The organism is Amycolatopsis sp. NPDC045836, from assembly GCF_056431745.1.
The window spans coordinates 1-18251 of record NZ_JBWKKF010000010.1 but is presented as its reverse complement, the minus strand read 5'-3'; the positions used below and the strand labels follow the sequence as shown (position 1 = coordinate 18251).

Here is an 18251-nt window from a genome sequence, read left to right as displayed (position 1 = left end):
TCCGCGCTCAGGCGACCGTCAGCACGATTTTGCCCCGCAGGTGCCCGTCGGCGGCTCGCTTGTGGGCGGCCGCGGCGTCTTCGAGGGCGAAGGTGCTGTCGATCGCCACGCGGATCGTGCCGGTTTCGAGCAGGCGGCCCAGCTCGGCGAGCTGCGCACCGTTCGCGCGGACCTGGGTGGCCGTGACCGTGACCCCCAGCCTCGCGTTCTCCTCCTCGTCGAACTCGCCGACGTACACCGGGTAGAGGGCGCCGCCGCGCTTGAGGGTGGGCAGGAAGCGGCGGCTGCGGGGACCGCCGACGGTGTCCAGCACGAGATCGGCGCCGCGGACGGTGTCTTCGGGCCGGACCCGGGTGTAGTCGATGAACTCGTCGGCGCCGAGTTCACGCAGGAAGGTTTCGTGGGAGCCGGAGGCCACGGCGATCACGCGGGCGCCCCGCCACTTGAGCAACTGCAGGGCGAGGTGCCCCACGCCGCCGGCCGCGCCGTTGACCAGCACCGTCGTGTCGCGGCCGAGCGGCATCGGCTGGTGCTGGGCCCGCTGGAACGGCGACGGGTGGTCGTGCCCGAGTTCGATCAGGAACTGCCACGCGGTCAGCCCCGACATGGCCAGGGCGGCGGCGTGCCCGTGGTCGACGGTGGCGGGCTTGCGGGCGAGGTCGGACACCGGCGCGGTGACGTACTCGGCGTAGGCGCCGCTCTGCACGACGGCGGGGAAGCGCAGCATCCCGAACACCTCGTCGCCGACCGCGAAAGCGCCGACCCCGGTGCCGAGGGCCGTCACGACACCCGAGACGTCGGTTCCGGGGGTCAGCGGGAGGTCCATCGGGGGCCTCAGCTCGGGGGGCAGGTCGGGCATGCCCTCGCGGGCGTAGAAGTCGGGCGGGTTCAGGCCGGCGGCGTGCACGCGGATGAGCACTTCTCCCGGCCCGGCGACGGGGGCCGGCACGTCTTCGCAGCGCAGCACCCCGGGGCCGCCGAACTCGTTCAGCCGGATCGCTTTCATGGTTGGCTCCCTCTCGCGGGTAAGCTCAAGTGAACCAGGGGTCCGTTTTTCTGGATCACTGATCCGAATATATGGTTCAGTGATCCGGTTAGTCAAGGAGGCAGGCATGAGGGCGGACGCCAGGGCCAACCGCGACCGCCTCCTGGTCACCGCCGGGGTGGTCCTCGCCGAGCAGGGCGCCGACGCGTCGATGCGCGACATCGCCCGCCGGGCCGGGGTCGGGCTGGCGACGCTGCTGCGGCACTTCCCGACCCGGGAGGCACTGCTGGAGGCGCTGCTCCGGACCAGCTTCGACGCGCTGACGAGCCGGGCGGCCGAGCTCGAGGCGGATGGCTCGCCCGAAGGGGCGCTGGTGGTGTGGCTGCGTGAGTTCGTCGCGTTCACCACGGAAAACCACGGGGTGGTCACGTCGATGGTGAAGGCGATCGAGGAGCCCGAATCCGAGCTGCACGCCTCCTGCGTCGCCCTGCGAGCGGCCGGTGCCCGGCTGCTCACCCGTGCCCAGGCCGCTGACGCGGCACGGTCCGATGTGGACGGTGCGGACCTCTTCGCACTGGTGTCGGCGCTGGCCTGGCTCGGTGACCAATCCGGGCAGGAAGCACGCGCCAAGCGGCTCTTCGACGTGGTGGTGGGGGCGATCCTGACGGACCGGGCGAACTGACGCCCGACCGTCAGGTCCGGTTCCTGCGGGAGCGCGGCGCGGCCGAGCGGGGTGGCGCCGAGCGCATGTGTTCGCGCACCGGGGCCAGCAGGCCGGCGAGGGTTTCGACGTCGCGGCGGGAAAGCGGTTCGAACAGCAGGCTGCTGACCACCTCGATGTGGCCGGGCAGCACCTGCCCGAGCCGCTCGCGCCCGGCGTCGGTGATGGTGACCGTGGTGCTCCGCTCGTCGTCGGGGGACGGGGTGCGCACGACCAGGCCCGCCTTTTCCAGCAGCCCGGCCTGGTAGGTCAGGCCGCTGCGGCTGTAGACGACCCCATCGGCCAGATCGGTCATGCGGTGGCTGCCCGCCGGCGCGTCACCGAGCCGGGCCAGTAGCTGGAACTGGACGTAGCTGAGGTCGCCCGCTTCCCGCAACTGCTGCTCGACGGCGTGACGCAGCAGACTGGTCACCTCGATGAGGTCGAAGTAGGTACCGAGCTGCACGGGGTCGAGCGAGGGGCGTGGGTCGGGCATGACCGGAGTGTACTGCTTCGAATTCGAATGTTCCTCTTCCGTGGTTCCGTGGATTGATGACACCGCGTCACTGGTCCCATTGCCGGAGCCGTAAGAACATCGGCGGGCACAGCAAAACTCCCGTCCTTCGTGGACGGTGCGCAACCCGGGAGAACCATGCGGAACGACCTGCTGATCGTCGAAGACCTGCTCCTGCTGCTGCTCGACGACGACACCGGAACACCGGCCGGCGCGGGTATCCTGCGTTCCTCGGGTGTGCGGGGTACAGCAGCCGTCGAGCACGCGGTGCACCTCGGCCGCGGTGATGCCGTGCCGCGGGCGCAGGAGCTCGACACCGTGGTGGGCGGCCAGCCGGTAACAGCGGCCAGCCGAGCGCGGTGACCTCGACCGGCCCGCCGACCGGCGTTTTCCCGATCCCGGACACCAGCGTGCGCCCGTGCCAGCACAGCGGCCGCGCGGCTCCGGCGGACACCGTGAGCACCTTCCCCACCGCTTGCGGGATCGGGGTTCTCGTCACGGCCGAAGAAGCGGCAGGTGGTACACGTCCGCACGCTCACCACGCCGGCCCGCGGCTGCTCGGCCGTGCTCGAGTCGCCTGGCCACGTTCGGGGCCGATCCGACCGCGATGATCTCGAACAACGCTCATACCCAGTCCCCCGGCGAGGCGGCCGATGGTGATGCCGTCCAACCCCCACCTCGAAGGCGATTCCGGCGGCACGGCCGAGGATTCCGGCCGTCGAGGCGGTTCGGTCCGTGCGTCGGGAAACGGCCGCGAACAGCCGCCGTGCTTGGCTGCCCCCGGCGCAGAGGGGGCGGATGTGGGCGAGGCGGGGGATGCGCGGGCAAGGAGTTCACCCCGGTGACCTTCCGGCGGACGGCGTCCTCGGTCCGCCGGGCGGACCCGGAGTGCCACGTCGTCTGCTTGCCCGTCAACGGCACCATGCACCGCACGGGGGGCGTGCGTGGGCGCCGAAATACCCCGGCACGCCCTGCCCGAACGGGTCGCCGGTCTCCCGCTGCCCGGGCGGGCGGGGGAGTACCGTCCCGCCGATCGCGTCCGGCTGGGCGCGGTGGCCACGAACCTGTTGTCGGCACTGCTCGAGCACGTGCTGGAGAACGACGTCCCCGGCCTCACGCCGGAGGCGCGACGAGGCACGCTGGTGTTGCGGGCGAAGGCGTACATCCGGCAGCGCCTGCACGACCCGGAGCTGTGCCCCGCCTCCGTCGCCGCCGCGCACCACATCCCGGTGAGCTGCCTGCACCGCCTGTTCCAGGCGGACGGCATGCCGGTCTCGGGGTGGATGCGCGAGCACTCGACGTTCACCCGCGCGTTCAGCTCCGCGTTCGGCGTCCCCCCGAGCGAGTACCGCGCCTCGACACGGTGACGGCGGCCGGTGGCGTGGAAGAGCGCGCCGGCGCAGACCGGAACAGGGCCGGGTGACCACCCGCGCCGGGTGCCGGTCGGGACCGGCGGCTCCGGTGGACGCAAGGAACCGGGCTCAGGAGCGGGGTGCGGCGCGGGAAGACCCGGCTGCCACGGCGCGGCCGGTCAGGTCCGGGGCGTGCAACCGCATGGTGGTGGGGGCGCTGCGTGGTTCCGGGGTCAGGTGCAGCCGCTGCACGTTGTCCCGCGGGGCTTCCAGCTGCTCCCCGCAGGAGCAGGGCTGCTCCTGGTAACCGGCGAACCGGTAGGCGACCTCCATCATCCGGTTGCGTTCGGTGCGCCGGAAGTCGGCCACCAGGTGCACCCCGGCCCGCGCCGCCTGGTCGGTCAGCCAGTTCAGCAGCACCGCCCCGGCGCCGAAGGAGACCACCCGGCACGAAGTGGCCAGCAGCTTCAGGTGCCACACCCCGGGGTGGGTGCGCAGCAGCAGCACGCCGACGGCGCCGTGCGGGCCGAACCGGTCGGCCAGGGTGGTGACCAGCACCTCGTGCTCCGGGTCGTCGAGCAGGGCGCGCAACGCCCGGTCCGAGTAGTGCACCCCGGTCGCGTTCATCTGGCTGGTGCGCAGCGTGAGTTCCTCGACCCGCGCCAGCTCCGCCTCCCCGGCTCGGCTGATCTCCAGCACCAGCTCCAGCGAGCGCAGGAAGTCCTCGTCGGGGCCGTTGAACGCGGCCTTCTCGGCCTCGCGCCGGAACCCGGCCTGGTACATCTGCCTGCGCTTGCGTGAATCCGCGGTGACCGTCACCGGGGTGAACTCGGGCAGGCCGGGCAGGTCCAGCACCTGCTCGGCGGAGTAGCAGCGGACGTCGGGCAGGTGGTAGCGCACTTCGGCGCGTTCGGCCGGCTGGTCGTCGACGAAGGCCATCGTGTCCTGCTTGAACTTCAGCTGCTCGGCCAGCTCGCGCACGGCGTCGGACTTGCGCCCCCAGCCGATCTTCGGCAGCACGAAGTACTCGGCGATGCCCAGCTCCTCCAGCCGCGCCAGGGCCAGGTCCTGGTCGTTCTTGCTGGACACCGACTGCAGGATGCCGCGCCCGTCGAGGGTGGTGATCACCTCCCGCACGGCGTCGGCGAACCGGACCTGTTCGTCCTCCAGCAGGGTTCCCTGCCACAACGTGTTGTCCAGGTCCCAGACCAGGCACTTGACCAGGCTCGGTCGATCGGGCACGAGTTCCTCCTCGGGGGATCAGCTCACCGCGGTCGCGACGGCGTGCTCGGCGAGGAGCAGCTGGCAGATCTCGTTGCTGCCCTCGATGATTTCCATCAACTTCGCGTCGCGGTAGGCACGCGCCACCACGTGGCCGTCCTGCGCCCCGGCCGACGCGAGCACCTGCACCGCGGCCGCCGCGCCCCTGGCCGCGTGCCGGGCGCTGACCTGCTTGGCCAGCACGGTCGCGATGACCACGTCCGGTGAACCGCTGTCCCAGCTGCGGCTCGCCCGCTCGCAGGCCAGCGCCGCGGTCTGCGTGTCGGTGAGCAGTTCGGCGAGGTGCCGGGCGACGAGCTGGTGCCGGGCGAGCGGAACGCCGGACTGCACGCGCCGGGCGGCGTGGGTGGCCGCCGCGGTCAGGCAGGCCCGGAGGATGCCGACGCAGCCCCACGCCACGGAGAACCGGCCGTAGGCCAGTGCGGTGGTGAGCAGCAGCGGCAGCGCCTGGCCGACCCCGCCGAGCACCGCGGACGCCGGCAGGCGCACGTCGAGTTCGACCTCGGCGTGCCCGGCCGCGCGGCAGCCGAGCGGGTCGGCGACCTTGCGCACCCGCACCCCCGGCGCCCGCGACGGCACGACGACCGCGGCGGCGCCGTCCTCGAACCGGCCGAACACGATCAGCAGATCGGCGTAGCAGGCGGCGGTCATCCAGACCTTGTGGCCGGTCACGACCACGGAGACGCCGTCGCGGCGGATTTCGGTGCGCAGGGCGGACAGGTCGCTCCCGGCGTCGGGCTCGCTGAAGCCGACGGCGGCCAGGCGGCCGGTGGTCAGTTCGGGGAGCAGGGCCGCCCGCTGTTCCCGGTCGCCGAGGCGCTGCACGGTCCACGCGGCCATGCCCTGCGAGGTCATCACGCTGCGCAGCGAGCTGCACCGGCTGCCGACATACGCGGTGAACTCGCCGTTCTCCAGGCTGGTCAGCCCGAGACCGCCGGCCGAGGTGGGCACCTGAGCGCACAGCAGCCCGGCCGCGCCCAGCTTGCGGAGCACTTCGACCGGGATCCGCCCGTCCAGGTCCCAGGCCCCGGCCTGGTCCCCGGTGAGCGAATCGACCAGTGCCCGCCCGTCGCCGAGCCGGTCAGGCACCGGAGGGCACCGTCGAGCCGTCCCGCAGGCGCAGGACGAGGGAGGTCATCTTCGCCACGGTCCGGAAGTTGTCCAGCTTCAGGTCCGGCCCGGTGATGCTCACCTGGTAGGTCTGTTCCAGGTGGACGATCAGCTCCATGGCGAACATCGAGGAGACCAGGCCGGAGGCGAACAGCTCCTGCTCCGGGTCCAGCTCGGTCTTCGTCCGCGCTTCGAGCAGGTCCAGCAGGGCGGCCTCGATGGCCGCGGCGTCCTGCGCGTTGTCGGTGGTGGTCACACCATCGCCCTTCCGTAGTCGTAGAAACCCCGGCCGGTCTTGCGGCCGAGTTCGCCCTGGCTGACCTTCGCCAGCAGCGCGTCGCAGGGGCGGCACCCCTCGTCACCGGTGCGCTCGTGCAGCGCCCGCAGGGAGTCCGCGAGGTTGTCCAGGCCGATCAGGTCCGCGGTGCGCAGCGGCCCGGTGCGGTGCCCGAGGCAGCCCTCCATCAGCGCGTCGACCGCTTCCGGGGTCGCCGCGCCGGTGCCGACCAGCCGGATCGCGTCGTTGAGCATCGGGTGCAGCAGCCTGCTGGTGACAAAACCGGGGGAGTCGCCGACCACCACCGGCACGCGGTCGATGGCGGTGAGCAGGCCGGTGATCGCGTGCATCGTCTCGTCCCCGGTGCGCGGCCCGCGGGCCACCTCGACCATCCGGATCAGGAAGGCGGGATTCATGAAATGCGTACCCGCGAGTTCGGCCGGCCTGGCCACCCAGTCCGCCATTTCGTCGATCGGAATTCCCGAGGTGTTCGAGATCAGCGGGGTGCCGGGGCGCACGAGCCCGGAATACTCGGCGAGCACCTTGGCTTTCACTTCGGGTTGTTCGGTGACCGCCTCGATGACCGCGGTCACCCCGGCGGCGTCGGCGGGCACGGTGCTGGTGACCATCTCGGCGGGGGTGGTGCCCTCGGGCAGCGCGCCCAGCAGCTCCGCGTGCCGCAGCATCCCGCCGATCGCGGTCCTGGCCTGGTCGAGCACGGTGTCGTCGAGATCGACGAGCAGCACCGGGACCCCGTGCCCGAGCACCACCGTCGCGATGTTGGTGCCCATCACCCCGGCGCCAACGATGGCCACCCGGTGGGCCGTTTCCGTCGTCATCGAACCTCCGCAGGTGTGGCCGCCGTCGCGGCACGAAAATCGGCACGGGAATGACCGAGCAGCACGGCGGAAATCGAATCCGCGGCAACGCCGGAAATGAACTCGGCGAACACGAGGTTATAAACCGGCGAGTTGGCCGGTCAAGCCCCTAGGGCCGGGGCGGCGGCGACCGCCCCCTAATCGGACTTTGTCAGGTCGGCCACGCGGTCGGCTGCTTGTTAGGCGGTTGTTAGAGCCGCCGGAGACCCTGGCCGGGTGGGGTGCAGCCGATACCGGGACCGGGGTGATCCAGGCGTGGAGACAGTGGTGGCCAGTGACCGGCTGACCAGGTTCACCGCGGAGGTGTTCGCTTCGCTGGCGCGGTCGGACCAGCGCACGAAGGCCGAACTGTACCTGCGTGGCCTGCTGCTCGACGGCGGCCGCAAGTCGATGCTGCCGATGGCGCGCCGCCTCGGCGTGGACCACCAGCTGCTGCAGCAGTTCGTCACCTCGTCGACGTGGAAGCTGCTGCCGGTGCGGGCCCGGCTGGCGCGGCGCGCGGACGGGTTCACCCGCCCGACCGCCTGGGTGGTCGGGGACGTGGCGTTCGCCAAGGACGGCGCCGGCTCGCCCTGCGTGGCCCGGCAGTACGCGCCGCACCTGCGGAAGGTGGCCAACTGCCAGGTGGGGGTCGGTGTGCACCTGGTGGGGGAGACCGCGGCCGCGGCGGTGAACTGGCGGCTGTTCGTCCCCCCGGAGTGGGACGACCCCGGGTCCACGCCGGAAGCCGTCCGGCGCCGGCGGCGCTGCGGCGTCCCGCGCACCGAACGGCACCGTCCGAAGTGGATGCTCGCGGTGGAGATGCTCGACGAACTGCTCGGCTGGGGCCTGCGCCCGCCGGTGGTGGTGGCGGGCACCGGGTACGGCGACCACGCCGGCTTCCGCGCGGCGCTGGACCGGCGCGGGCTGCCCTACCTGGTCCGGGTGGGCGGCGAGGTGGTGGCGGGCGCGGTGATCCGCCCGGTGGAGGTTCGGCGCCGGATGGAACACGGACGCCGTGAACTGACCGAGCGGTTCGGCCTCGGCCACTTCGAAGGGCGTTCCTGGATCGGCTGGCACCGGCACGTGACCCTGGTCTCGGCGGCGCAGGTCTTCGTGCACACCGAGCACCTGCAACCAGCACGGGAAACGGCCTGAGCAGGGGCGGTCTTCGCGGGCCGCGTGCCCGCGCGAGCCAGCCGGGAAGCGCCTGATCAGGAAGCCGTCCGCACCGGCGATCGCTTTTCCCCGAAGGCCAGCGGGACTTCGCGGGCGGTGAGCCTTCGCGAGGGTGGTGACGTGTTCGCGGGTGCTTGATCGAGGCGGTCCGTTCCGGTGGGCGCCTTTCCCCGACAGCCAGTGCGGCTGCGCGATTCTCGTGGCCTGCGCGGGAAGCGCCCGATCAGGAAGCCGTCCACACCGGCGGTCGTTTCTCCACGAAGGCCAGCGGCCCCTCCCGGGCATCGCGGCTGTGCATCCGCTTGTCCTCCCACGCGTAGCGGGTGGCGAAGGCTTCTTCCAGCGGCATGGTGACCGAAGCGGTGGCCGCCTCCTTGATGGCGCGCACGGACAACGGCGCGCAGCGCAGGAGGTCCTGCACCCATCCGTCCACGCAGTCGTCCAGGTCCTCGAGCGGCACCACGTCGTTGACCAGGCCCAGTTGCAGCGCACGGGCCGCGCTCATCCGCCGCCCGGTCAGCAGGTGGCCCAGCGCGGTGCGGAACGGCAGCTGCCTGGCCAGCCGGAACACCCCGCCCGCGCCGGCCACCAGGCCGAGGCGCGCTTCGGGCAGGGCGAAGGTGGCGTGCTCGGCGGCCACGATGATGTCGCAGGCCAGCGCCAGTTCGAAGCCGCCGCCGAGTGCGTAGCCGTTGACCCTGGCGATCAGCGGTTTCGACAGGGTGAACCGCTCGGTGAGCCGCGGCCAGCCCGGTTTCCCCCGGCTGCCGAAGCTCGACGGGCCTTCGCCGCCCTCCACCCTGGCGACGAGCTCCTTGAGGTCCTGGCCCACCGAGAAGGCGCGGTCGCCGCTTCCGGTGAGCACGCCGGCCCAGAGCTCGTCGTCGGCTTCGAAGTCGTCCCAGATCTCGGCCAGTTCGGCGTGCATCCGCAGGTCCATCGCGTTGAGCACGTCCGGCCGGTCGAGCGTGATGCGGGCGACGTGGCCTTCCTTGCGGTACCGCACTCGCGGCATCACGCCTCCTTGAAAAGCGCCGAAAAGCGTCAGAACGGGTACGGTGCGGCGGTCTCGCGCACGGTCAGCCACTGCCACTGGGTGAACTCGTCCCAGCTGTGCTGGGCGCCGTGGCGGGTGCCGTTGCCGGAGGCACCACGCCCGCCGAACGGGACGTGGGCGTTGTCGTCCACGGTCTGGCCGTTGACGTGCACGATCCCGGTGCGCAGCCGGGCAGCCACCGCGAGGCCGCGCTCGGGCGAACCGGTCTGCACCGCGGCGGACAGGCCGTATTCGGTGCGGTTGGCCAGTGCCACGGCCTCGTGCTCGTCCCGCACCACGGTCACCGGCGCGACCGGGCCGAAGATCTCCTCGGTGAACGCGGGCATCTCCGGGGTCACCCCGGCCAGCACCGTCGGCCGGTAGAACCGGCCGCGGTGCGTGCCACCGGCGCCGAGGCGGGCACCGGCCGCCACGGTCTCCCGCACGATCCGGTCCACCCGCGCCAGCTGGCGGTCGTTGATCAGCGGGCCGAGCGCGACCTCCTCGGTCCACGGATCGCCCACCGGCAGCGCCCGAGCCCGCGCGACGAGCCGCTCGGTGTACTCCCGCGCCACCCGCTCGACCACGAGGTGCCTGCCCGCGGCCATGCAGATCTGCCCCTGGTGCAGGAACGAACCCCAGGCGCCCGCCGAGCTCGCGGCGTCGAGATCGGCGTCTTCGAGCACGATCAGCGCGTTGTTGCCACCCAGTTCCAGCGACGCCCGCTTGAGCGCCCGCCCGGCCACCTCACCCACCTCACGACCGGCGGTGGTCGAACCGGTGAAGGCGATCATGGCCACGGCCGGGTCGGCGGTCAGCGCCCGCCCCGGGTCCGCGTCACCGGGCAGCACGTGCAGCAGGTCACGGGGCAACCCGGCGGCTTCGAAGAGGCGGGCGAGCACCACCCCGCCGGAAACCGGGGTCTGCACGTCTGGCTTGAGCACCACGGCGTTGCCGAGCGCCAGCGCGGGGGCGACCGCCCGGAGCGCGAGCACCAGCGGGAAGTTCCACGGGCTGATCACGCCGACCACCCCGAGCGGCACCCGCCGCCCGACGCTGCGGTGGTCCGGGTCCGAGGGCAGCAGGCAGCCGTGTGGCTGGACCGGCAGCGCGGCCGCCGCCCAGAGTTCGTCGGTGGCCGACCGGATTTCGAAGTCGGCCTTCGCCGCGACGGCACCGCCTTCGCGGATCAGCCACTGAGCCACTTCTTCGCGGTGGCTCTCCAGCAGTGCGGCGGCGCGGCGCAGCACGGCCGCCCGGTCCGCGGGGGCGAGCGCGGCCCACGCCGGTTGGGCCTGCTCGGCGGCGCCGGCGGCGGCTCGGATGTCGGCCGCATCGGCGATCCCGGTGACGGCGAGCACCTGCCCGGTGGCGGGCTCGGTGACTTCCGCGGTGCCCCCGCCGGGTGCCCGCCACCCGGAGCTGAACACCTTGCCCCGCACCGCTTCGAGGTCCACCAGGCCGGTCATGCCCCGGTCTCCTGGCGCGCCCAGGACCGGCGCACCTTGGCCAGCACGTCCTCGCCGTAGAGCCGCAGCGACTGCTCGGCGGCGAACTCGGCGAGGTATTCGCGGAAGGCGTCCGCGGGCTCCTCGGCCAGGTTGAGCATCCGCCGGTTGGCCACCACCGCGGGACTGCCGAGGCGTTCCCTCGCGGCCTCGACCGCGGCGTCCACCTCGCGTGGATCCACCACTTCGTCGCAGAGCAGCCGGGCTTCGGGTTCGTGCGCCCAGATCTTGCGGCCGGACAGGATCACCTGGCGGCTGAGCCGGGGACCGGCCGAGCGGGGCAGCCGGAAGTTGCTCGCGCCGGGCACGATGCCCTCCTGGGCCGCGGGCAGGCTGAAGTAGGCGTCGGCGGCGGCGATGACGTGGTCGAACACGAGCAGCAACTGGGCACCGCCGCCGATGGCGAACGAGTCCACCGCGGCGATCCACGGCTTGTCCGCGGTGCGGCGCGGCCACGCGGCGGGATCGTCGTCGACCAGCAGGCCGCGCACCAGTTTGGCGAGGTAGCCCAGTTCCCGGCGCAGCAGGAAGTCCACCAGCGAGATCTGGCCGGCGTGCAGCTTGGTCAGGTTGATGCCCGCGCTGAACACCCGCTTGCCGAGGTAGCGCGGGTGCGTCATCTCCGCCCCGCGCACCACCCCGACGCCGACCTGGTCGTCGAGCAGGGCCAGGTCGACGGCGGTCTCCATGGCGTCGATGAGTTCGTTGTCCTCGGCGTTGAGCGCGGCGGTGTTGCACACGGTCAGATAGGCCGCGCCGGAACGGCGTTCGAGGCGCAGCGAGCCGAGGTCGGCGTGCCCGGTTTCGCGGAAGGCGGGCAGCAGGCGCTCCGCCCGCGGGGTCGGCCGCAGCATCGTGTCCAGCAGGTGGCCGCCGGCGACCGGGTGCCGCAGGACCGCCCGGAAGAACAGGCCCTGGTCGATCTCACGGCCTTCCTTCTCCTCCTGCGGCAGGCTCAGTTCATCGGCGATCTGCTCCTCGGTCGGTACCAGCCCGGGGAACGCGACCGCGGCGGCGAAGGCCAGTTCACGCAGGCGCAGCCGTTCGGTGTGACCACCGGTGAGCCGGTGGTAGACCGTCGCGGCGTGCTCGTGCAGGAACCGGGCACGCAGGCGCCGGGCCGCGAGGTGCGCCTCGTCGGCCGCCGCCTGCTCGGCGGGGGAGCGCCCGGCCTTCGGCGGCAGGGCCGCGAGCACGGTCTCGTGTTCGGCGATCCTCCGGGACAGTTCGGCCGCGTCGAGGTCGAAACCGGTGCCGGGGAGTTCGGTCAGCGTCATCGGGTGCCACCGGCGAAGGCGGCCACCGGGTCCGGTTCCGGCTCGCTGAGGCGCTGGGCGTACCGCAGGGCGCGGTCGCAGGCGGCGAGGTGCACGCCGAGCGCGTCGTCGAAGGTGGTGGTCGGCGCGTCGAGCAGCAGGCGGCGCCGGACCGCGAACTCCGCGCCCGCGATCCCGGCGAACTCCGCCGTCCGGCGGGCCAAGGCTCCCTCGGCGTCCTCGGTCACCTCGTCGACCAGGCCCAGCTCCGCCGATTCCGCCGCGGACAGCGCCCGGGTGTGCAGGAGCAGCCCGCGGGTGCGGGCGACGCCGAGCTGGGTGGCCATCCGGTGCAGCGCCATCCCCGGCCAGAACTGCCCGGAACCGGTGGGCAGCGCCACCGAGGCGCCGGTGGCCGCGATCCGGTGGTCGCTGGTCAGCACCAGGTCCAGCGCGGGCCCGGCGCAGTGCCCGGTGAGCACCGCGACGGTGACCACGCCGAGGCGCTCCACCCGGCGCAGGGTGCGTTCCCAGCGGTTGACCAGCCGGATGGACGTGCCGTCGCCGGGCCAGGACCCCGGTTCGCCCGCCGGATCACCCCCGCGCAGGCGGACCACGCCGACGGTGCCGGGTGCCGCGTCCGCCACCCGGTCGCAGAACTCGTTGACCGCGCGCACGAGTTCGGGGGTGAGCGCGCCGCCGGCCGCCGGTTCGAGCACGAGCGTGCCGGCGGCCATCTCAGTCGAGGCCATCTTCAGTCACCAATCTGCAAGCCCGGGGTCACCGGGAACCGTGGCTCGTCGCCGAGCCGCCACTGGACGAGGGCCGTTTCGATGGTGGAACCGGGGCCCATGGTCATCAGCACGCCGTAGTCGCCGGGGCGCACCACGCCCTCGTCGACCAGTGCGCTGTAGGAGAACAGGAACGAGCCGCTGGAGAGGTTGCCGTAGTCGCGCAGCACGCTGGTGGTGTGGCGCACGTCCCGCCGGGTCAGGTTCAGGTTCACCATCACCGAGTCGACGACCTTCTTGCCACCCGAGTGCACGATCCAGTGCGAGATGTCGTCGCGCCGCAGGCCGGTGCCCGCCAGCAGGCCGCCGATGATCTGCTCGGCGTGCGCGCCCACCACGTAGGGCACGTCCTGGTCGAGGTAGAAGCTGAACTTGCCCTCGTGGTCGTCCCAGTCGTACCGCATCGCGTCGATCGCCTCCGGCACGATGCAGCTGGAGAACTTGAGGATGTCCGGGCCCTCGCGCTGCTCCTCGTCGCCCGCGAGCACCGCCACGGCGGAGGAACCGTCGCCGAACAGGCTGTTCACCACCGAAGTCCGCATCGTGCCGTCGAAGACGTAGGCCGCCGAGCAGGCTTCGATGCACAGCATCACCGCCAGCTTCCCCGGGTGCGCCCTGGCCCAGCCGGAAACCGCGCCGAGGCCGTTGAGCCCGGCGTTGCAGCCCATGCCGACCACGTCGAGGCGCGCGCAGTCGACGCGCAGGCCCAGTTCGCGGATGACCAGCGCGCTGAACCCCGGCGTGAGGAACCCGGTCGAGGACACGCAGCACAGGTAACTGACGTCGTCGAGGTCGGCTTCGGCCTGCTTGAGGCAGGACTGCAGGGCCCTGGCGCCCATCTCGATGCCGTGGGTGCGGTGCTTTCCGAGCAGCTCGCCCTGGGTTTCCACGCGCCGGGTGCCGTCGGGCAGCTTGGGCGGCAGGTTGAGGAAGCGGCGCTCGATCGCGCTGTTGAGGAACACCGAGCGCACCCTGGGGTCGGTGATGCCGAAGATGTCGAGCAGTTCCCGCTGGGAATAGGAAAAGGCGGGCACCGCCGTGCCTACGCCGATGATGCGCGCGAGCGGCTGTGTCTGTGTCATCAGTACTCCGCGAGAACTGTCGGGGCAGCCGGATGTTTCGAGCGAATGGCGATCGCCATGAATTGACTCACTTGCCAGGATATTAGGTGCCGCCGCGGGGTGCTGGCAAGCAAATCCCGGTGATTGCCAGGTCCGCCGGACTTTGTCAGGTCGCTTCGCGGGCGGTAGGGTGCGAAACGGCCACCCGGCGGCGGAACTGCTGGTAGGGGCGCCTTTAGGGGGTACTCCCGCGGGAATAGGGGCGGTGCTCGGGGTGGTGTGCCGGGGTCATACCCGGGAGCTACTCGGGGTTGAACTCACGTCTGACGGCTGGCTAACGTGGCCGTATTACTCGGGGACCGGTTCGCCGACCGACCGGCCGGGCGAACAATTCGGCTGCCGTTTTTTCCGGCCACCATTTCCGGCCGCCCCGCGGTGTTTTCCGATGATCCAGGAGGCGAAATCCATGGCGCGATCCGAGCTGATCCGGCCGTTGTCGGAGCTGCTGCGTGCGCACGCCGGGCGGCGCGGGGAGAAGGTCGCCTACTCGGACGCGCGCCGGTCGGTCACCTACGCCGAGCTGGAACGGCGGACCGCCCGGCTGGCCGGGCACCTGGTGCACCGCGGGCTCTCCCGCGGCGGGCGGGTGGTGATCTGGCTCAACAACAGCGTCGAAGTGGTCGAGGGCTACCTCACCGCGGTGCGGGCCGGCGGGGTCGGCGTGCCGGTCCACCCCCGGGCCTCGGACGAGGAACTGGCCTACCTGCTGCGGGACAGCGGCGCCGAAGTGGTGCTCACCGACACCGCCCACCTGGCGCAGCTGCGCCGCGTCACCGGTGGCACCGGCCCCCTCGTGGTGGCCACCGGCCTGACCGCACCGGCTGCGGACGTGGCCTCCTTCGACGAACTGGCCACCACCGAACCGGGGTCGCCCGCCCGCGACGACTCCGGCCTCGACGACGTGGCCTGGATGCTCTACACCTCGGGCACCACCGGGCAGCCCAAGGGCGTGCTGTCCACGCAGGGCAGCTGCCTGTGGTCGGTGGCCGCCTGCTACGTGCCGCTGCTCGGGCTCTCCCCGGCCGACCGGGTGCTGTGGCCGCTGCCGATGTCGCACTCGCTGGCCCACATCCTCGGCATCCACGGCGTGGTCGCCGCCGGTGCCAGCGCGCGGATCACCGACGGCTTCGCCGGGGACGACATCGCGCGGCTGATGCAGGAGGAGCCCTACACCTTCCTCGTCGGGGTGCCGACGATGTACCACGACCTGCTGCGGCACGCGCGCACCGACGGGCTGGAGGCCGACTCGCTGCGGGTGTGCATGGTCACCGGCGCGGTCACCTCGGCCTCGCTGAGCGAATCCTTCGAAGACACCTTCGGCGTCCGGCTGGTCGACAGCTACGGCAGCACCGAGACCTGCGGCGCGATCACCATGAGCCGTCCGACGGGCGCGCTGGTGGCCGGCTCGTGCGGGCTCCCGGTGCCCGGGCTGAAGGTGCGGATCGCCGACCCCGGCACCGGTGAGGAAACCGAACCCGGCACCGAGGGCGAGGTCTGGGTGCGCGGCCCGAACGTGATGCTCGGCTACCACAACCAGCCGGAAGCCACCGCCGCCGCGCTCCGGGACGGCTGGTACCGCACCGGGGACCTGGCCCGCCGGGACGAACTGGGGTACCTGACCATCACCGGCCGGATCAAGGAGCTGATCATCCGCGGCGGGGAGAACATCCACCCCGCCGAGATCGAGGACGTGGTGCGCACCGTCGCCGGTGTCGCCGACGTGGCCGCCGCGGGCAGGCCGGACGAGGCGCTCGGCGAGGTGCCGGTGGTCTACGTGGTGCCCGAGGTGCCGGGGCAGGTGGACGCGGAGGCGATCGTGGCCGCCTGCCGCAGCCGCTTGTCCTACTTCAAGGTGCCCGCGGCGGTGTACGAGGTCGAAAGCATCCCGCGCACCGCCTCCGGCAAGGTGACCCGCCGCAAGCTGCTGGAAAGCACGGCCAGGGAGCACACCGACGCCGCCACCGTGCGCGAAGGGCTGTTCCGGCTCGACTGGACCCCGGTGGCGGGCGGGGCGTCCCGGCTGCCCGCGGCCGGGGAGTGGGCCCTGCTCGGCTCGGATCGCCTGGGCTTTTCGGCGGCTGACGCGGCTGTCGAACAGCACGCCGGCCTCGCCGCGCTCCAGGCCGCGGTCGCGTCGGGCGCACCCGTGCCCCGGACCGTGCTGAGCACCGCGCCGGAGTCGGTGGACGAGGCGCGGGCGCTGGTGGACGCCTGGCTGGCCGACGACCGGTTCGCCGCCGCCCGCCTGGTGCTGGTCACCCGCGGCGCGGAGGACACCTTCGCGCCGGTGTGGGGAGTCGTCCGGGCGGCGGGCGAACCGGACCGGCTGGCCGGGTGCGACCTCGGCGAGGCCACCTTCGCCGAACTGGCCGCCGCGGTGCGGTCCGGGCGGTCGCAGCTGGTGGTGCGCGGCGGGGTGCTGCGGGCCCCGAAGCTCGCGCCGGTACGGGCCCGCGCGCAGGCTCACGCTCACACCGGTACGGCCGTGGTCGTCGGCGATGCGACCGGCGCGGTGGCCGCCCACCTGGCCACCCGTGGCTTCGCCGAAGTGCTCACGGGCACTGCCGACGATGTCGCCGGCCTGCTCGCCCGTGTACCCGCGGAACACCCGGTCAGCGCCGTGGTCCACGCCGTGGGGGATGACCCGGCCGGTGCCCGCCTGCTGGACGAACTGACCAGGGACGCCGCGCCGGCGGCGTTCGTGCTGTGCTGCTCGTCGGGCTCCGTGCTGGGGACCGCGAACCCGGCCGACGCGGCTGCCGACCACCAGCTGATGGCACTGGCCCAGCGACGCCGTGCAGCCGGGCTTCCCGCCGTCGCGCTCGGACTGGGCTCGCACCTGTCCGCCTCGGACACCGGTGCGCTGCTGGACATCGCGCTGACCACCGGCGAAGCCGTGCTGCTGGCGGCGGACCCGGACGGCGAAGCGGTCAGCGCGTTCGCCCGGCTCTCCGCCGCCGCCGAACCGGAACTGACCGGCACCCTGCGGAACCGGCTGGCCGGGCTGTCCCGGAACGAGCAGGAGCGCCTGCTGCTGGCACTGGTCCGCACCGAGACCGCCGGGGTCCTCGGTTACCGCGACGCCGCCGAGGTGCCCGCCCGGCGCGCGTTCAAGGAACTCGGCTTCGACTCGCGCTCGGCGGTCGAACTGCGGAACCGGCTCGCCGCGGCCACCGGCCTCGGCCTGCCCGCCACGGTGGCCTTCGACCGGCCCACCCCGGCCGAGCTGGCCGGGCACCTGCGGGCGGAACTGCTGGGCGACCGGCAGCCGGTGTCCGCCGAGCCGGTGCCCGCCGCCACCGGCGAGCCGATCGCCATCGTCGGCATGGCCTGCCGCCTGCCGGGCGGGGTGAACTCGCCGGGCGAACTGTGGGACCTCGTGGCCGAAGGCGCCGACGCGCTCACCGGGTTCCCGGCTGATCGTGGCTGGGATCTGGCGAACCTGTTCGACGAGGATCCGGATCGGCCGGGCCGGTCGTATGTGCGGGAGGGTGGTTTCCTCGACGACGTGGCCGGTTTCGATGCCGGTTTCTTCGGCATCTCGCCGCGTGAGGCGCTGGCGATGGATCCGCAGCAGCGGCTGCTGCTGGAGATCTCCTGGGAGGCGCTGGAGCGCGCCGGGATCGACCCGCTTTCGCTCAAGGGCAGCGACACCGGCGTGTTCGCCGGGAAGATGTTCCACGACTACGCCGGAAATCCCGCTCAAGCCCCCGAAGACCTCGAAGGCTATCTCGGCATCGGCAACGCGGGCAGTGTGGTGTCCGGCCGGATCGCCTACACGCTGGGGCTGGAGGGACCGGCCCTGACGGTGGACACCGCCTGCTCGTCTTCGCTGGTGGCGCTGCACCTGGCCGTGCAGTCGCTGCGTTCGGGCGAGTGCGACCTGGCGCTGGCCGGCGGGGTCGCGGTGATGGCCACCCCGTCGGTGTTCGTCGAGTTCAGCAGGCAGCGCGGGCTCGCCCCGGACGGGCGGTGCAAGTCCTTCGCCGACGCGGCCGACGGCACCGGCTGGAGCGAGGGCGCGAGCCTGCTCGTGGTGGAGCGGCTGCCGGACGCGGTGCGCAACGGGCACCCGGTGCTGGCCGTGGTCCGGGGTTCCGCGGTGAACTCCGACGGCGCCAGCAACGGCCTGACCGCGCCGAACGGGCCGTCGCAGATCCGGGTGATCCGGCGGGCGCTGGCCGTGGCCGGTCTCGAACCGTCCGATGTGGATGTGGTGGAGGCGCACGGGACGGGTACGCGGTTGGGTGATCCGATTGAGGCGCAGGCGTTGCTGGCGGTTTA

The 18251-nt window shown here is 72.5% G+C and carries 16 protein-coding genes; 5 read left to right on the top strand and 11 right to left on the bottom strand.

The window, feature by feature from the left end:
- Positions 1 to 7: 7 nt before the first annotated feature.
- On the bottom strand, positions 8 to 1006 hold the full coding sequence (locus AC07EG_RS20430) for an NADP-dependent oxidoreductase (protein ID WP_478254710.1): 999 nt from the start codon (positions 1004 to 1006) through the stop codon (positions 8 to 10).
- 106 nt (positions 1007 to 1112) lie between these two features.
- Between AC07EG_RS20430 and AC07EG_RS20425 the strand changes: the two genes are divergently transcribed.
- Complete coding sequence (locus AC07EG_RS20425) at positions 1113 to 1667, top strand: TetR/AcrR family transcriptional regulator (RefSeq protein WP_478254709.1); 555 nt, start codon at positions 1113 to 1115, stop codon at positions 1665 to 1667.
- A 10-nt stretch (positions 1668 to 1677) separates the two neighbouring features.
- Here AC07EG_RS20425 and AC07EG_RS20420 read toward each other — a convergent pair whose 3' ends face one another.
- Complete coding sequence (locus AC07EG_RS20420; RefSeq protein WP_478254708.1) at positions 1678 to 2181, bottom strand: MarR family winged helix-turn-helix transcriptional regulator; 504 nt, start codon at positions 2179 to 2181, stop codon at positions 1678 to 1680.
- Positions 2182 to 2337: 156 nt separating this feature from the next.
- Here AC07EG_RS20420 and AC07EG_RS20415 point away from each other — a divergent pair, with 156 nt between their 5' ends.
- Positions 2338 to 2562 (top strand): hypothetical protein, encoded by a 225-nt coding sequence (locus AC07EG_RS20415; protein ID WP_478254707.1) that lies wholly within the window; start codon positions 2338 to 2340, stop codon positions 2560 to 2562.
- Positions 2563 to 3143: 581 nt separating this feature from the next.
- Positions 3144 to 3566, top strand: coding sequence for a hypothetical protein (locus tag AC07EG_RS20410; protein WP_478254706.1), 423 nt, complete (start codon positions 3144 to 3146; stop codon positions 3564 to 3566).
- A 114-nt stretch (positions 3567 to 3680) separates the two neighbouring features.
- Here the strand turns inward: AC07EG_RS20410 and AC07EG_RS20405 are convergent, their stop codons facing one another.
- From AC07EG_RS20405 to AC07EG_RS20390, 4 genes are read right to left on the bottom strand one after another with little or no spacing between them, the layout of a single operon-like run.
- A complete protein-coding gene (locus AC07EG_RS20405; protein WP_478254705.1) occupies positions 3681 to 4793 on the bottom strand; it encodes an HAD-IIIC family phosphatase in 1113 nt (370 codons plus the stop codon).
- Positions 4794 to 4811: 18 nt separating this feature from the next.
- On the bottom strand, positions 4812 to 5921 hold the full coding sequence (locus AC07EG_RS20400) for an acyl-CoA dehydrogenase family protein (protein WP_478254704.1): 1110 nt from the start codon (positions 5919 to 5921) through the stop codon (positions 4812 to 4814).
- Entirely contained in the window at positions 5914 to 6198 is a 285-nt protein-coding gene (locus AC07EG_RS20395; RefSeq protein WP_478254703.1) for an acyl carrier protein, read from the bottom strand. Before AC07EG_RS20395 ends, AC07EG_RS20400 begins: the two co-directional genes overlap by 8 nt.
- On the bottom strand, positions 6195 to 7058 hold the full coding sequence (locus AC07EG_RS20390) for a 3-hydroxyacyl-CoA dehydrogenase family protein (RefSeq protein WP_478254702.1): 864 nt from the start codon (positions 7056 to 7058) through the stop codon (positions 6195 to 6197). The genes AC07EG_RS20395 and AC07EG_RS20390 overlap by 4 nt, the downstream gene beginning before the upstream one ends.
- Positions 7059 to 7352: 294 nt before the next feature.
- Here AC07EG_RS20390 and AC07EG_RS20385 point away from each other — a divergent pair, with 294 nt between their 5' ends.
- Complete coding sequence (locus AC07EG_RS20385; RefSeq protein ID WP_478254701.1) at positions 7353 to 8234, top strand: IS701 family transposase; 882 nt, start codon at positions 7353 to 7355, stop codon at positions 8232 to 8234.
- Between the two features lie 244 nt (positions 8235 to 8478).
- Here AC07EG_RS20385 and dpgD read toward each other — a convergent pair whose 3' ends face one another.
- The 5 genes from dpgD to dpgA are packed head-to-tail and all read right to left on the bottom strand — an operon-like array spanning position 8479 to position 13928.
- Positions 8479 to 9270: an enoyl-CoA-hydratase DpgD gene (gene dpgD, locus AC07EG_RS20380; protein WP_478254700.1), complete on the bottom strand. Its 792-nt coding sequence runs from the start codon at positions 9268 to 9270 to the stop codon at positions 8479 to 8481.
- A 29-nt stretch (positions 9271 to 9299) separates the two neighbouring features.
- A complete protein-coding gene (locus AC07EG_RS20375; RefSeq protein ID WP_478254699.1) occupies positions 9300 to 10760 on the bottom strand; it encodes an aldehyde dehydrogenase family protein in 1461 nt (486 codons plus the stop codon).
- Entirely contained in the window at positions 10757 to 12076 is a 1320-nt protein-coding gene (dpgC, locus tag AC07EG_RS20370; protein ID WP_478254698.1) for a (3,5-dihydroxyphenyl)acetyl-CoA 1,2-dioxygenase DpgC, read from the bottom strand. The genes AC07EG_RS20375 and dpgC overlap by 4 nt, the downstream gene beginning before the upstream one ends.
- Positions 12073 to 12807 carry an enoyl-CoA-hydratase DpgB gene (dpgB, locus tag AC07EG_RS20365; protein ID WP_478254697.1) on the bottom strand — a complete coding sequence of 245 codons (735 nt, stop codon included), beginning with the start codon at positions 12805 to 12807 and terminating at the stop codon, positions 12073 to 12075. Before dpgB ends, dpgC begins: the two co-directional genes overlap by 4 nt.
- A gap of 2 nt (positions 12808 to 12809) precedes the next feature.
- The gene (dpgA, locus tag AC07EG_RS20360; protein ID WP_478254696.1) at positions 12810 to 13928 is read right to left on the bottom strand and encodes a 3,5-dihydroxyphenylacetyl-CoA synthase DpgA; all 1119 of its coding nucleotides are present in this window, start codon (positions 13926 to 13928) and stop codon (positions 12810 to 12812) included.
- Positions 13929 to 14373: 445 nt separating this feature from the next.
- On the opposite strand from dpgA, the gene AC07EG_RS20355 reads away from it, so the two are divergent.
- Positions 14374 to 18251, top strand: a 3878-nt coding sequence (locus AC07EG_RS20355; RefSeq protein WP_478254695.1) for a beta-ketoacyl synthase N-terminal-like domain-containing protein, incomplete at its 3' end; no start/stop codon positions are given.